Origin of the sequence: Gilliamella sp. B14448G11, from assembly GCF_016101765.1 — a bacterium.
GTDB lineage: Bacteria > Pseudomonadota > Gammaproteobacteria > Enterobacterales > Orbaceae > Gilliamella > Gilliamella apicola_N.
In genome coordinates this window covers 12,649-28,230 of the sequence record NZ_JACFPX010000026.1, presented here as the reverse complement: position 1 = coordinate 28,230, position 15,582 = coordinate 12,649, and the positions used below count along the sequence as shown (strand labels likewise).

Genomic DNA, 15,582 nt, shown 5'->3' with positions numbered 1-15,582 from the left:
GTCATTATTGTTACCTTTTTTTATTGTTGGTTTATCATAACAATGACCTTATAAAATTGGTACTAATTAGTGTAGCCTATCCAGGGAATAGCCCTACCTTTAAAAGGCTGAAAAGGGTAAAAATAAAAAGGGCATAGCATAACTAGTTGTTGATTTTAGATTTAATATTGAATTTAGTGATTCATTTGCATTATAATGAAACTAGTTTCAGCTACTTTTGTAGCAAACAATGAGAAGATGATCGTTAATTCTCAAACGTCTTTAACGGGACGTTCCTTTAATAAGGTGATCACACCCATAGCTAACAAACTCACTGTTTTTTTCAGGTTAGTAATATCTGTTTGATGTTGAGTTATTTTAGACTATCACATTCACATTTTGAGGAATACTCAATGTCTTATGCAATTACTTTTGACTTCGATACTAGTAGGTTAGAGCACTATTATCCTGGTGCATATACAAATGCTTATAAAGAAGTTAGAGATGAGTTAAAAAAGCTTGGTTTTGAATGGAAGCAAGGATCTGTGTATTTTGGTAATAGTAGTATTAATGCAGTAACTTGTGTTTTAGCCGTTCAACAATTGGGACAAAAGTTTAGTTGGTTTACACCTTCATTGAAAGATATTCGAATGCTACGAATTGAGGAGTACAATGACTTACTTCCAGCATTGGTGCAACAACGAGAACTAACTCATGCCTCATTAGAAAAAAATGAGATCCAAAATAAAACAAGAAAATTATTTTAATAAATAATTTTCTTGTTTTTATCTTTTACCCATAAGGGAATATTATCCTTTTTTATTCAACTTTTAATTAGGAGAATGTCCAAGTTAACCAACGAATACATACTTCTTTCAACAGAATATTTCCTTGCTTTAATCAATTGTGAAGCAACTATACCTGATGATGTATCATTAAGTTCAAATGTTCCCTGTACACACAGGGATAAATCTTTGATGCGTCAATATTACATAGCATTTTTGCTATTCAAATAATTGCAATTCTATATTTCATTGTTTAAACTTTTTTTAATTACATGAAAAATATAAATTTATCAGTAGAATTCCGTAGAATCGAATTTCAATTTCCATCAATTTTAATTAATCAAATAAAAACATAGTGTTATAAATAATGATTTTGATAAAAAATAGCCTAAAAAATCGGTAGAAATTTGTTAGTCAATATTTTAATTATAAAACAGTATGTTATAATTGGAGTGTTCCCTGTATACACAGGGATAAACCGCCTTTTTGAATTCGGGGGAAATTGCATTTGGTGTGTTCCCTGTATACACAGGGATAAACCGATGTCGACAAAAAATTAGAGGATGCGCAGGACGTGTTCCCTGTATACACAGGGATAAAACGCCGTTATCTCGTGAGGGGCAACTGTCAAAGTTGTGTTCCCTGTATACACAGGGATAAACCAGGCGAATGGTGCTGTAGCGACGGCTATTCATGAGTGTTCCCTGTATACACAGGGATAAACCGCTGGATCAGTGGGCTGACGTTCGAAATGTTCAGTGTTCCCTGTATACACAGGGATAAACCGTATTTTTACATCAGGTGTGCAGGGAATGAAAAAGTGTTCCCTGTATGCACAGGGATAAACCGCAACCATATCAACAACGAGTTATTGCCGAGCGCGACGAATTGTCGGGCAAATTAGCGAAATTAACTGAATTTATCAATTCAGATCGTTTTACGGAAATAGTACCGGATGAGCGCGAACGCGATAGATTGATTTTGCAAAAATCTATAATGACGGCATATTTGGACGTTTTAAATTACCGTATCGATGCATTTAAATAATTATTCGCATCTAATGCATAAACTATCAAAATTTCTCAGAGTTTTAAATTTAAAACTACATAATTAATCAAAAAGCGAATACGCTAAAGAAATATTACAAAATATCTGGTGCAACACCTAATTAAACGAGGAATGTCAGTGAAATCAATGACATATTGTCAAAAATTAGTAAATATAAGGCTGTCACGGCATTAACGAGTCAGGCGCCAACAAATAGCTAAATATTGGTTTACACTATTTAACACAAAAAATCAGACTAACACAACTATATTGTATAAACTACATACATATTCACAGTGGATATAACGACAATGTGAGGATGTAGTATGAGTAAGCAAGTAGCTATTTTGGGTGATGCAACTAATTATGGTGGTAGGATTATTACAGCCTCAGGGAACGGATATTGTGGTATTGATGGTGTCGCCTTATTGGGTGATTTAGCATCTTGCCCCAAATGTAAAAGTACCGGCAGAATCATAGAGGGGGCAAGTAATTTTATTATTGACGGAAAACCCGTTGCTTATGATGGTTGTATTATTGCGTGTAAATGTACTCCAGTTGGTGGTCATAGAATCATTGCATTAAAAAGTACGATGTATATTAATATCTCTAATAATAGTCTATCGAATTCATCTCAATCAAATTCCATTATAAATAAACAAGAAATCCACCAAAAAAAAGCTGATAACTGGATTGGATTTCAAATAGCTTCAAATAGAGATTATTCTGGTTTAAACTTCATTGTTACTTTAAATAATGGTCAATTATTAAAAGGAACTTTTGATCAAAATAATAAAGCAAGACTAACTATTGATACACAATGTGATAGTGCAAGAATAGAGATAGAAAGCTTAGAGAATTTAGGGGATGATAATAATATATCAAGCATAACTGAAAATTTATTAAAAACAATAATAGGTTGATAATTATGGTGGTTACACTTATGGTGGGTGGTCAATTTCCTACGGAAACTGACAATTTAATCGAAGATCCAAATCAAATATTAGACAATGCTTTGTTTGCACTAAATGATACTGCAATGAAATTCTCAAAAGATGTAATCAACGATGCAAAAGTAAGAGAGAGTTATGCAAGTAATATAAAAAGAATGAGTGTAGAAATTAAAGGATTAGTTGACGCGAAGAAAGTATCAGTGAAAGAGGCTGCTACATTTTGTTACGAAATGAGAAATCAAATTATGGCAGAGCATAGAAAATACACATCAGCTTATGGATTAGCGATAGCTGAAAAACATAAATTAAAACCTAAATCATTTGAAGATTTATTAGAAAAATATTCACAGGAAAAGTTTAAATCAAACTTTAAAAATCTTTCATCTAAACAACGAAATCGTGTGTACTATGAACTGATTGAATCTTCTGGTCGTGATTATCCAAAGTTTACAACAATAAATAAACGATTAAAAATTATAGGTAAAGTTGGTATTTTAGTGACGGCATCGCTTGCTACCTATGAGATTATTAATGCTGAAAATAAACCGAAAGAAACTATAAAACAAGGAATGGGAATTGGAGGAGCGGTGGCAGGAGGCTGGTTGGCAGGGTTAGGTGCATCAACAATATGTGGTCCAGGCGCTCCAATTTGTGCTATTGCTGTTGTTTTAGCTGGCAGTATTGGAGGATCAATGATTGGTTCAGCAGTCGCAGATAGCCTTGATGATGAAATAGAGGAGTTTACTAGGTGGAACATACATTAGATGAAGAAGATCTTTATGTAGCTCTTTCAGATCTTTTCGCGGCAAGTAATATTAACTATGAAAACATTGCCTCAGTAGCTAGACAATTCCCTATAAAGCATGTTGAGTATGTTTTATTTAATTATATTGCTCCTATTTGTCATTATAATGTTATCACTTCTTATTGTATGGCTTTTGATTCAACTTCTATAATTCATGCGGTTAATAACATCAAAAAACATGAAAATCGTTTTATTAATAAAATCAAAATGCATATTTTTGCTGTCTATTTTAAGTTTGAATTTAAGGATGAATGGCAAAAATTAAAAAGCTTATTATGATTATTACCGTTTTAAAATCTTATTTGAATCAAATTGATAATATGAGTTTTCTATAAACACAGGGACAAAACTTTGTCAAAAAGTTTCAGGTTACCTATACGTTTCAGTATAAAAATCAATAAATAATTTATTTTAACTCTATGGTTATAAACAAAATACCATGTTGAGCTGAAATAAACGTTTATTTCTAATATTAAGTAATAGATCACAAAAAACAACGCTTATAAAATTATTTTCATTAAAAAAATATATTGGATTACGCAAAATTACAGAAACGCACTTACAAAAAACGAGTACTTGAGATTAATTTGTGAAAATTTTATAACCAAGCTAAATCAGCAAACAACTTAAAAAGTAGAGTTATTTTGATAACAGTAAAGTATTAAAAACATCTCAATAAAAATTACTGTTTTTTAACTACATGAAAAATATAAATTTATTGGTAGAATTCCGTAGAATCAAATTTTAATTTCCATCAATTTTAATTAATTAAATAAAAACATAGTGTTATAAATAAAGATTTTGATAAAAAATAGCCAAAAAAATCGGTAGAAATTTAGCAGTCAATATTTTAATTATAAAACAGTATGTTATAATTGGAGTGTTCCCTGTATACACAGGGATAAACCGTTACTAATTTCGTCCGCCATACCGATTTTAATGTGTTCCCTGTATACACAGGGATAAACCGGACGATAGCAGCGATAATCTCGCCCGTGCAGCAGTGTTCCCTGTATACACAGGGATAAACCGGTTTCGAGCGGAGCGGACAGGGTGCGAGTAATGTGTTCCCTGTATACACAGGGATAAATCATATTAAATTAGAAGTTATTATCTTTATAAGAATGGATTTTAGATATTATTTATACGATATAGTGTTGATTGATAATAGTTTGTTTAAAGTATTATGTGATAAAATTATAATATAAATGAATTTTCAATTATCAGTATGGAGAAGCAACTAAACTCATAAATACCTAGTTATTTTACTGATTATGCTCAATAGTGCTTACAAAAATTGTTTAGTACATGAATATCATCCTAACTTTCAATAAATTAATTTAGGAAAATCTTTTTTTAAAAGTGGATAATAATTAATTCACCTAACTGTTTCGGCGTTTTTTTATTGCTCAACTCATATGAATAAAATACTATTATCAAAAATAAGATCTAATGTGTAAAAGAATTTAATTATTTTATCATCTGTTATTATTCAATAATAAATGGAAGTAAAGAATGAAAAATTTAATTGCTATTTCAATATTAACTTTGATCGGTTTCAACTCTTTTGCTAATGAGAATGCAAAAAAATTTACTGAGTTGCTTATAAATGAAGATATTGCTGTTTTTTAGAACCAGCGGTGAATCAATTATTGGTGAAAAAATACCAATTGTAACTGTAACTGATCTTAGCAAAGAATTCAGTAATGATTTGACTAAATACGAAAAAACATACGATAAACAACTGGTTAATATTATAACACAAGCCTCAGAAGTAAAAACGGATTTAAATGGTAATCCGTATATTGTTGCAAATGGTGATAATCAATCTGAATTGGTTTCTATTGAGTTAAAAAATAAAGATGATGCTGCGAATATCAGAAAGGGAAGTGAATTAGATCTGATCTGTTTAGGTACAAAAGATAATGTTAAATTTCCTGTGTTAAAGGATTGTGTGGCTACTGACAGTTATTTTCAGAAGTTTGTTGAAATGACAATGAATAATATAAGCCAACTAAAAGACGGGGACGTTCCAAAAGATTTTTTTGAAGCGATTTACCTGAGTTTTAAAGAATTTGATATTAAAAATCCTAACCAATTAGATGAAAAAAAATTTGAAGATAACCCAGATGATATGAGTGAGATTCTTGACACAGTTACGGATAACATTAAAGAAGAAGCCAAACAATTTACCATGCCTAATCCATAAAAAAGTCCGAAAGAGCTCAAGTGCAAAAAGACTAATTTCTAGGTTAGATTAGTCTAGAAAAGTATTTCTTATACATATAGATAAAACAGCTTTATTTGTAAATTAACCTAATTAAGGTTATTGGCATATGCATTAATTTATCACTTATCTATAATAATATACGGTTTTTTGTATTCCCTGTATTCACAGGGATAAACCGCGCCATGTTATTCCCCCATCGTCACATGTCTGATGTTCCCTACACACAGGGATAAATCGGGGGATGCGTCAATATTACATAGCATTTTTTTGCTATTCAAATAATCGCAATTCTATATTTCATTGTTTATCATTTATTTAATTGCATGAAAAATATGAATTTATTGGTAGAATTCTGTAGAATCGAATTTTAATTTCCATCAATTTTAATTAATTAAATAAAAACATAGTGTTATAAATACAGATTTTGATAAAAAATAGCCAAAAAAATCGGTAGAAATTTGGTGGTCAATATTTTAATTATAAAACAGTATGTTATAATTGGAGTGTTCCCTGTATACACAGGGATAAACCGCTCAAATAGATGAGGCAAAAAAATTCGAAAATGTGTTCCCTGTATACACAGGGATAAACCGTGCTGAGAAAAGCAAACACAGTCGTATTTATGGTGTTCCCTGTATACACAGGGATAAACCGGCGCCCCTCTACAGCATTATCTAGAATTAATGGTGTTCCCTGTATACACAGGGATAAACCGCTACTGGCAAAAAACACCGCGACATCAGGTGAGTGTTCCCTGTATACACAGGGATAAACCGCCGAGAAAATGGAGAATTTGAAGCGAGGTAGGGTGTTCCCTGTATACACAGGGATAAACCGTAATGGAATTGATTCTGTACTAATCCTATCCTCTGTTCCCTGTTTATACAGGGATTCTTTATTAAGAAAGTTCTGGCCGGTCAATCTTCATATCTCATGCCTACTCAGGGGGATTTTTATTCTGCAAACTTATTTTTGTGATCATATCGATTGTAATGGATAGCATCACTTATTAAGTAGTTGTAAATTTCATCTACAATTTCTATCCCATTTTTTAAGTAATCCGCTTCACGTTTTTTGCCTCGTTCACCAGGAAAAAAGACTTCACTATTACCTTTGGCGGGTTTAACGTGTTTTAGTTGATCTAGCATGGCTGACATGTTCTTTTTGAACGTTTCAAGACCGATAAAATAATCGGGATTGATAACAATATGCAAATGTCCAAGATCGCGTCCTTTAGACAAGTCGGCATACATGGATGAGACGTTTTTGCCAAATGGTACACCTAATAAAATGCCTGACAACACATCCACCATCATCATTAGCCCATAACCCTTGGCATCCGCTATTGGTAATAGAGCGTTGACTTTGTGTGGATCGGTTGTTGGTTCACCTTGTTCGTCAACTGCCCAAGTCGGTGGAATTGGCACACCTTTGGATTTGGCATACAATATTTTCCCCCAAGCTTGTACTGTGGTAGCCATATCAAACGAAACAAGACGATTATCGGCTGTTGGTGCAGCAAAGGCGATAGGGTTCATACCAAAAAATTCTTCTGCGCCACCATAAGGTACCGCCATTGGATCGGATTGGCACATCGATACCGCAATTAAATTTTGTTCAGCGGCCATTTCGGTAAAATAACAAAGTGAACCACTGTGTGACATACGACGAATACCTACCACTGCAATACCATTTTTTTTCGCCATAGCAATCGCTTTATCCATGCCTACTTTAGCGGCCACTAAACCACACCCATTGTCAAAATCTAATATGCCACTGGCTGGGCCTGTCTCTTGGTACGTGACATTAGGGTTATGTGTCATTCCACCTTTGGCAATACGTTCAGCATAATATTCAACGCGCACCGCGCCATGCGAATGGATGCCACGAGCATCAGCAAAAGTTAGGGCATCAGCAGCAATATCCGCGTGTTCGCTTGTTAAACCCGCTTTATGTAATTTTTTGGCGATTAAATGATGTAAGGTTTGTCTATCAACTCTCATATTAAAACTCCTATCTTTTCCAGATATGTCTATTCACTCATTACTTTGTTGATTTGATGGGCTGACAATGGTGCCTTTAGTGGTATCTAATAACGCTTCAATATCGGTTAATGTACCGATGTAAGCTCTGTTTCCCGTCTTTTCGACAAATTCAATTACAGATTTTACTTTTGGACCCATTGCACCATCGTCAACTGCTAACGGTTTTAGTCGTTCAGGGGTGACATGGCGTAATGCGGTTTGATCAGGTGTGCCCCAGTTTTCATAAACGGCATCGGCATCTGTTAAGATCATCAGATGATCGGCTTTAAGCTGAATTGCAAGTATTGCAGCTGAGTGATCTTTATCGATCACTGCTTCAACACCTTTGTAACCATTCACATCTTTAATTACTGGTATACCACCACCACCGTTACATATCACAATGGCATCATCGGTCAGCAGTTGTTGTATGGTGTCAATTTCGAGTATTGTTTTTGGTTTTGGTGATGGAACCACTCGGCGAATATATTGACCATCTCTTTTAAATGTCCAACCATATTGTGCTTGTAATTGTTGCTGTTGATCGGATTGATAAACAGGCCCGATAAATTTAGTTGGTTGACTAAACGAGGGATCATGCTCATCCACTTCGACTTGTGTTAATACCGTCACAACTTTATTAATATTGTTGTGTTGTTGCAAACTGCGCCCAATCATATAACCTAGCATGCCTTGGGTTTGGGCAACTAAAATATCTAGGGGATAGGCTGGTACTTGAGAATAAGCTTGATTTTGCAAAGCCAATAATCCTACTTGTGGTCCATTACCATGTACGACAACTAAGCGGTATTTACCCGCAAGTTTAGCAATAATTTTTGTTGTTGCATCAATATTTTCATATTGATTATCGACGGTTAAAGGTTGATTGCGTTTGGCAATGGCATTACCACCTAACGCAATGACAATAAGTTCCATTTTGTTTCCTTGATAATGATTTTTAGTGTCTTGTATTTTGTTTATATTTCTATATCTCGATGGCAATCTTTAGAATAGATATAGCTCAATGGTTCTTTACCAACCGAATAACAAGCTTGCAGTGCATAAGCGCCCATAAAAATATAATCATCTTTTTTGACAGGTATCCACTCATTATCAAGCAAATACATGCCTTCGCCACTAAGCAAATACGCGCCATGTTCTTGGACATGGGTTTCAATATAACCATGGCTCGCACCAGGTTTGAAAGTTAATATATGAAAGTTCATGTCAAAACCAAGCTCTTTAGGCAGGAGATCTTGCACAAAGACGTTATCCATATCTTCATAACAGATACAATCTAGTTTTTCGACATGATTGCTTACTATACGTGCTTGATAACCAGAGAGCGGTATATAACGACGTTTATACAAAAATAATCGAGATAAAACAGTGTCATTTTGCAAATACAATTTAATTCCTGCTGGACAATAAACATAACCACCCGTTTTTAGACTAAAGACTTGATCGTCAGTTTTTGCCGTTACTTCGCCACTGATCACATAGACAAATACTTCTATCTCTTTACCGCCAAAACCTTGTAAATTTTTACCATCTTGATGCATAGTAATAAGATAATCGACAAATGATGCCCCTAATTTGGGTGTGGATAGAATTGTGATATCACAGTTTTCAAAACCTGGAATGATATTTTTGACTAACCCATCTGGCTGTATCAATGCGTAGTTATGGCGTTTAATAATGGCTCTGGATGCAAGCAGATCTTTTGGATAACCAGTATTATTATTGATATACCCCATTTTTATTCTCCTTGTAACATAATGCTGTTTTTACGTAACTTTTTGGTTATTAAACTATCTGTTTATCGTTATTTAGGTAATAGCAATCCCAACTTGTAAAAAGCAGTCATTTTTTATATTGGTTTAACCGGTCATAGGCATCTGACCGGTAATGGTGTTTATTGGTTGTTAGCCTTTTTTTTCGAGTTAATCAGCGTGAAGATCAGCGTAGCAACGATCAATATAACTATGGCGACGTAAAAACCAGTGATTTTAGTGCCAGTAAGATCGGCTAAATAACCCGTTAGCGGTGGTGCAATCACTGACGAACTCATGCCAAAGAAATTAAAGACACCAAAGGAGGTACCATAATTGGTTTTTGGTGCGGTTTCGGCAACATGTGAAATCAATATTGGTTCGACAGTCAGTTTGCCAAATAACCCATAAAAGATTAATCCCGCAAGTAAAAAAGTGATGGTTGCAGATTGTACGGTAATAAATAAGGTTCCAGCAGCAATCAGTTCTAATACGATAATAAACAATAGACGTTTACTTCTAAATTTATCGGATATTTTACTGATGATTAATGCTCCCGGAATAGCTGCAAAAGCGACCAATGATGATGCTGAGCCAATACTGCCTCCCGTAAAGCCGCGTTCAGTTTCTAAAAAGTTTGGTAACCAACTGACAATCATGTAGTAGCCATAACATGTTGCAAAATACATAATGTAAGAGGCAATCATTTCAATACTAAAGAAACTATGTTTTTGGTCAGATTTAATTGGCGATGTTGTCGTTTGGTTATTCGTTGTGTCATTTTGAACTGCTTGTTTAAGTTTTGGTTGTTCTTTGATGATAATAGCAAAGCCTGCAACTAAACAAAGTAACAGCGCAGCAATAATATAGAGCATATATTCCCATGGCATACCCCATGATTTAACTAAAAAGCTGGTTGCCAGTAAACTTATGCCCATCCCTAATGCTGAACCAGTATTGATAATAGCTGAAGCGAAGCCACGATGTTCAGATGGGATATTTTCGGCTGAAAGTGACCAAGCTGAACCATAATAAGAGCCACAACCTAAGCCTGCTAATAAACTACCAACATAAATCATCATAATAGAATGTGCATTACCAATGATTAAAGCTGCGATGGTAAATAATAAGAAACCAGGAATCACCACTGCTTTTTTACCAAACTTATCAACTAACATCCCTGCTGGGATTTGCATAGCGATATAAGCAAAAAAATAGCAACTAGCAATTAAACCTAACTCGGTATTGGATTGTGGACCTATAGTTTGTTGAACTTCTGGAAAAATAGCAGTTAGAACAGGACGATATATCCACATTACTGTCCAACCAAGACATAATAATACTACGATTTTGTGCCAGTATTGGATACCACCTGTTTTGGCTGTTGTATTAACAGTTGTCATGTCAGCTCCTTATTACTCTTGGTAAGCTAATTTATAAAGGGCATAGGTTAACGCTCTGATACCTTCGACTAAATCCTCTGTTTTGGTATCTTCTGCGGTATTGTGGCTAATACCTTTGATACTTGGTACAAACAGCATAGCGGTAGGTACTCGTGGCGCAAAAATTTGCGAATCATGACCTGCACCGCTGTGCATTACACGGTAGCTGAGCTTTTCTTCTTTGCAAATGTCTTCTAACATATGAATTAGTTTGTCATTCATTGGAATGGGATCTTCATCCATCCAGCGATTGATTTCAATTTCAAGCCCTAGCTCTTTGGCAATACGCACCATATCGGCTTCGATTTCTTCAGTAAATCCAATTAATTCGGATTTATTGGTATGGCGACAATCCATGGTAAATAGCACTTCACCTGGTACAACGTTAACCACATTGGGTTTTGGTTCAACATGACCAAAAGTAAGCACGAGTGGATCACCTATTTTTAGTGCTTTATTAATGGATTCATGACATATACGACTAAAGGCATACACCGCATCTTTACGGTATCCCATTGGAGTCGTGCCTGCATGGTTGGCTTCTCCAATCAGTCTGATGTTATAACGGCGCTGACCGACAATACTGGTCACAACTCCAATGCTTTTTTGTTCTTTTTCAAGTACGCCGCCTTGCTCTATATGAATTTCTAGAAAAGCTTTGATATCGCTGCGTGCAGGTTGAGTACTGAATTGAAATCCGCAGGCTTGCATGGCATCAACAAATCTGACGCCTTCCACATCAGTGATATTTTCAACATCTTTTTTGTTTGCAATCGCAAAAACATTTTTACTGCCCCAAAATACATATGGAAAACGGCTGCCTTCTTCTTCAGCCATTGAGATAATCTCAAATGTACGAAGAGGTTGACCATAGTTTTCTTTTAGGTATTGCATGGCAAGTAAGGCGGCAATAATACCGAGTTGCCCATCTAACTTTCCACCATTGACAACTGTATCAACATGCGAACCTGACATAATGATCTGATCTTTATATTTACTACCTTCAAAGCGACCATATAAATTGCCAACATCATCAAAATAGCTTTGCATACCGATATTGGTCATGCGTTCTTTCAATGCATTTTGTGCTGCCAGCCATTGAGGCGTATAAAGTAAACGTGTGGTTCCACCTTGTTCTAGTCCCCCAAAACTTGATATCCATTCCACTGCGTTTGCCACATCATCATATAAGATTTTCATAAGCATCTACCTGTTTTTAATCTTTCTATTCTTAAGAATTATTCTGGTTATGTTTGCTAAGTAACATACTATTAATAGCAAATAATAATGTGATCAAACACTCTTTTTTAGTTTTATAAAATTTAATTAAATTAATAAGTTACTATTATAAAAAAATTTTTAATAATCAAGTATCATTATGATTTTTATGTAAATTTTTTCTGATAATAAGTCATTGAATTGTGACATCTAACCTATTTATTCCCAGTTTTTTTCGTAATATATAAATAGCGTGTGATTTTAAATTTGATAGATAAAGGTATAACGATTTATCGATTTATAGTAAATACCATTTGTAATCGATATCTATCATTTAGATTTATTGCATATTTAAAAATAAATAATTACTAAATTGAGAGGCAATTCTCATGATTCAATCTTTCATAAAAAAAGGGAGCTTTCAAGATTCAGTCAGTTTAATGTTAATTTCCAAAAAACTGAGTAATCTTGATGAAGTTGATGAGGTTTCTGTCATGATGGGGACTCCAGCCAATAAATCCTTGCTTACGGCAACGGGTTTTTGGAGTGATAAGTTTAATGATGCAACACCCAATGATATTTGCGTTGCTATTAAAACGCATAACGATTCAATTAATGTTGTGGATTTAATCAGTACACAGCTTGAAGATGCTTTAAAAAATATCGCCCATCAACAACAAGGTGGCAGTAAATTACTTAAAGCAAGGCGTTATGCTAGCGCGACCCAAAAATTACCTGATGCTAATTTAGTTTTGATATCGATTGCTGGTGAATACGCAGCAGAACTTGCCGAACAAGCCATAGATGATAATAAAAATATCATGATATTTTCAGATAATGTGCCTGTGAATGATGAGATTCGCCTAAAAACTAAGGCTTCGAGTAAAGATTTGATTGTAATGGGACCTGATTGTGGTACGGCTATTATTGCTGGTGCACCGCTAGCTTTTGCAAATGTAATTCCCAAGGGGAATATTGGTGTAATTGGTGCATCGGGTACAGGTATACAAGAAGTCATCTCTCAAATTGCTTTATTAAACCAAGGTATTACGCAAGCTATTGGTTTGGGCGGGCGCGATTTATCACAAGAGGTAGGGGGAATTAGTGCTCTGACTGCATTAAAGATGCTTGCTGCAGATGAGCAAAGTCAAGTCATTACTTTTATTTCAAAACCACCTGCTGAAAGTGTGCAAGAAAAAGTTATTACTGCCATGAAGCTGATTAATAAGCCAATTGTGGCGCTGTTTTTAGGATCAACTATCGACAAAGTACAAGATGAGAATATCTATTTTGCCAAAACATTAGATCAAGCAGCACGTTTAGCTTGTTTGCTAGCCAAAGTAGAAGTGGCAGCACGCGCATTACCAAAAGTAACCAAGCAAACGATTTCAGGACTGTATACTGGTGGAACTTTAGCATCAGAAGCCGCGATGTTACTTGCTCAGGAGTTGCATTTATCAATCAATGAAAATCATGATAAAGGCATAATGCTTGACGAAAATGGTCATAAAATTATTGATCTTGGTGATGATTTTTATACTGTTGGGCGTCCTCATCCAATGATCGACCCCTCAATTCGTGAACAAGAAATTAGTAAGTTAGGGGCACAAAAGACAGTTGGCGTAGTATTACTCGATTTGGTGATTGGTTACGGTGCTAATCCTAATCCTGCTGAATCAATTATTGCCGGTTATAAAGCGGCCTGCGCACAACGTTCAAGCGATAATCCATTAATCGCTATTGCAACAGTAACCGGCTCACAGCAAGATCCACAATGCCGTAGCCAACAAATAACTGCCTTAACTGAAAATAACATTGTGGTAATGGATAATTTGCCAGAAGCGGTATTATTAGCTAAAAAATTAATTACGCCAACAAAATCAACGGTTTCACTTAAATCATATCCATTGCTTAATCATATAAGTGTAATCAATGCTGGACTGCGCAGTTTTGCGGAAGATCTTCAATCATCCAATGTGCCTGTTGTGCATTATCAATGGGCACCAATAGCTGGCGGAAATCAAAAATTAGCGGCTATTTTAAAAAAATTAAATTAAGAGGTTTTGACGTATGAATAGAGCAATTAATGAAGCAAACCAAGCCATTATTGAGCGAATTAGAGCCGCTAGACCACATTGGATTGGGGTAGTTGCTGCGAAAGAAGCTGTACCAACTTTAGCACAAGGTTATAAATTATTACATGCAGGCCCTCCCATTACTTGGCAAGATATGACTGGTCCAATGCAGGGGGCTTGCATTGGTGCATGTTTGTTTGAAGATTGGGCGAGCGATGAAAAACACGCTTTAGATTTACTGGCAAATGGTAAGGTTGAATTCATTCCATGTCACAGCGTTAATGCAGTTGGACCAATGGGAGGAATAACTTCGGCAAATATGCCAATGTTGGTTGTTGAAAACATCACTCATGGTAATCGAGCATACTGCAATTTAAACGAAGGTATTGGTAAAGTCATGCGCTTTGGTGCCTATGGTGAGGAAGTGCTTAATCGTCACCATTGGATGAAAGAGTCCTTAGGACCAGCATTAAATGATGCCCTTAAACTATTTGAAAATGGCATTGATCTTACTGCGTTAATGGCGCAAGCCATTACTATGGGGGATGAGTTTCACCAACGTAATATTGCAGCCTCGGCGTTATTGCTTAGAACCTTGTCACCCAAATTAGCTCTACTTGATCGCAATAAAACAGAAATGGCGAAAATTTTTGACTTTTTAAGTGTCACTGATCAATTCTTTCTAAACCTAGCGATGGCGTATTGTAAATCGGTTATGGACAGTGCAGCAAAAATTCAAGAAGGTACTATTGTTACTGTTATGACACGTAATGGTAAAGATTTTGGTATTAAAGTGAGTGGGTTAGGTGATGAATGGTTTACGGCCCCAGTTAACACTCCGCAAGGACTATTTTTTACGGGTTATTCACAAAACGAAGCCAATCCAGATATTGGTGATAGTGCGATTACTGAAACCTTTGGGATCGGTGGTGCTGCCATGGTAGCTGCGCCCGGGGTAACTCGCTTCGTTGGTGCTGGTGGCGCGGATGTTGCATATGAAGTATCTGAAGAGATGAGTGAAATCTATCTTGACCATAACATGCTGTTACAAATTCCATCTTGGAACTTCCAAGGATGTTGTTTGGGGCTTGATGTTCGCCGTGTTGTTGAAACGGGAATCACTCCTTTGATTAATACGGGTATTGCCCACAAACAGGCAGGTGTGGGTCAAATTGGTGCAGGAACGGTACGTGCTCCATTAGCCTGTTTTGAAAAAGCACTTGAGGCATTAGCTAAAAAACTTAAAGTTTAA

The 15,582-nt window shown here is 35.4% G+C and carries 12 protein-coding genes, 1 pseudogene and 3 CRISPR repeat arrays; of the genes and pseudogenes, 8 read left to right on the top strand and 5 right to left on the bottom strand.

The window, feature by feature from the left end; all coding sequences use genetic code 11:
* Nucleotides 1-392 precede the first annotated feature (392 nt).
* The 6 genes and pseudogenes from H3S88_RS12630 (at nucleotide 393) to H3S88_RS12610 (ending at nucleotide 5,778) form a co-directional block, all read left to right on the top strand.
* Entirely contained in the window at nucleotides 393-746 is a 354-nt protein-coding gene (locus H3S88_RS12630) for a hypothetical protein (RefSeq protein WP_065590133.1), read from the top strand.
* Between the two features lie 470 nt (nucleotides 747-1,216).
* A CRISPR array of direct repeats spans nucleotides 1,217-1,613; the repeat unit is 29 nt; unit sequence GTGTTCCCTGTATACACAGGGATAAACCG.
* Between the two features lie 15 nt (nucleotides 1,614-1,628).
* A pseudogene (locus tag H3S88_RS13615) lies at nucleotides 1,629-1,811 on the top strand (hypothetical protein); the annotation flags it as partial.
* A gap of 326 nt (nucleotides 1,812-2,137) precedes the next feature.
* Nucleotides 2,138-2,734, top strand: a complete 597-nt coding sequence (locus H3S88_RS12625) for a PAAR domain-containing protein (protein WP_198229079.1) — start codon at nucleotides 2,138-2,140, stop codon at nucleotides 2,732-2,734.
* A 5-nt stretch (nucleotides 2,735-2,739) separates the two neighbouring features.
* Nucleotides 2,740-3,528, top strand: a complete 789-nt coding sequence (locus tag H3S88_RS12620) for a hypothetical protein (RefSeq protein ID WP_198231976.1) — start codon at nucleotides 2,740-2,742, stop codon at nucleotides 3,526-3,528.
* On the top strand, nucleotides 3,513-3,848 hold the full coding sequence (locus tag H3S88_RS12615) for a hypothetical protein (RefSeq protein WP_198229081.1): 336 nt from the start codon (nucleotides 3,513-3,515) through the stop codon (nucleotides 3,846-3,848). The genes H3S88_RS12620 and H3S88_RS12615 overlap by 16 nt, the downstream gene beginning before the upstream one ends.
* 601 nt (nucleotides 3,849-4,449) lie before the next feature.
* A CRISPR array of direct repeats spans nucleotides 4,450-4,662; the repeat unit is 29 nt; unit sequence GTGTTCCCTGTATACACAGGGATAAACCG.
* 516 nt (nucleotides 4,663-5,178) lie between these two features.
* Complete coding sequence (locus H3S88_RS12610) at nucleotides 5,179-5,778, top strand: hypothetical protein (RefSeq protein ID WP_198229082.1); 600 nt, start codon at nucleotides 5,179-5,181, stop codon at nucleotides 5,776-5,778.
* A gap of 524 nt (nucleotides 5,779-6,302) precedes the next feature.
* A CRISPR array of direct repeats spans nucleotides 6,303-6,697; the repeat unit is 29 nt; unit sequence GTGTTCCCTGTATACACAGGGATAAACCG.
* 55 nt (nucleotides 6,698-6,752) lie between these two features.
* Here H3S88_RS12610 and allD read toward each other — a convergent pair.
* From allD to allC, 5 genes are all read right to left on the bottom strand, one after another.
* Entirely contained in the window at nucleotides 6,753-7,802 is a 1,050-nt protein-coding gene (allD, locus tag H3S88_RS12605; protein WP_198229083.1) for an ureidoglycolate dehydrogenase, read from the bottom strand.
* A 33-nt stretch (nucleotides 7,803-7,835) separates the two neighbouring features.
* Nucleotides 7,836-8,759: a carbamate kinase gene (locus tag H3S88_RS12600; protein ID WP_198229084.1), complete on the bottom strand. Its 924-nt coding sequence runs from the start codon at nucleotides 8,757-8,759 to the stop codon at nucleotides 7,836-7,838.
* 41 nt (nucleotides 8,760-8,800) lie between these two features.
* Nucleotides 8,801-9,580, bottom strand: a complete 780-nt coding sequence (allE, locus tag H3S88_RS12595; RefSeq protein ID WP_198229085.1) for a (S)-ureidoglycine aminohydrolase — start codon at nucleotides 9,578-9,580, stop codon at nucleotides 8,801-8,803.
* 158 nt (nucleotides 9,581-9,738) lie between these two features.
* Nucleotides 9,739-10,998: an MFS transporter gene (locus tag H3S88_RS12590; RefSeq protein ID WP_198229086.1), complete on the bottom strand. Its 1,260-nt coding sequence runs from the start codon at nucleotides 10,996-10,998 to the stop codon at nucleotides 9,739-9,741.
* Nucleotides 10,999-11,010: 12 nt separating this feature from the next.
* Nucleotides 11,011-12,237 (bottom strand): allantoate deiminase, encoded by a 1,227-nt coding sequence (allC, locus tag H3S88_RS12585; RefSeq protein ID WP_198229087.1) that lies wholly within the window; start codon nucleotides 12,235-12,237, stop codon nucleotides 11,011-11,013.
* 407 nt (nucleotides 12,238-12,644) lie between these two features.
* Between allC and fdrA the strand changes: the two genes are divergently transcribed.
* Complete coding sequence (gene fdrA, locus H3S88_RS12580) at nucleotides 12,645-14,312, top strand: acyl-CoA synthetase FdrA (protein ID WP_198229088.1); 1,668 nt, start codon at nucleotides 12,645-12,647, stop codon at nucleotides 14,310-14,312.
* 13 nt (nucleotides 14,313-14,325) lie between these two features.
* The gene (locus H3S88_RS12575; RefSeq protein WP_198229089.1) at nucleotides 14,326-15,582 is read left to right on the top strand and encodes a DUF1116 domain-containing protein; all 1,257 of its coding nucleotides are present in this window, start codon (nucleotides 14,326-14,328) and stop codon (nucleotides 15,580-15,582) included.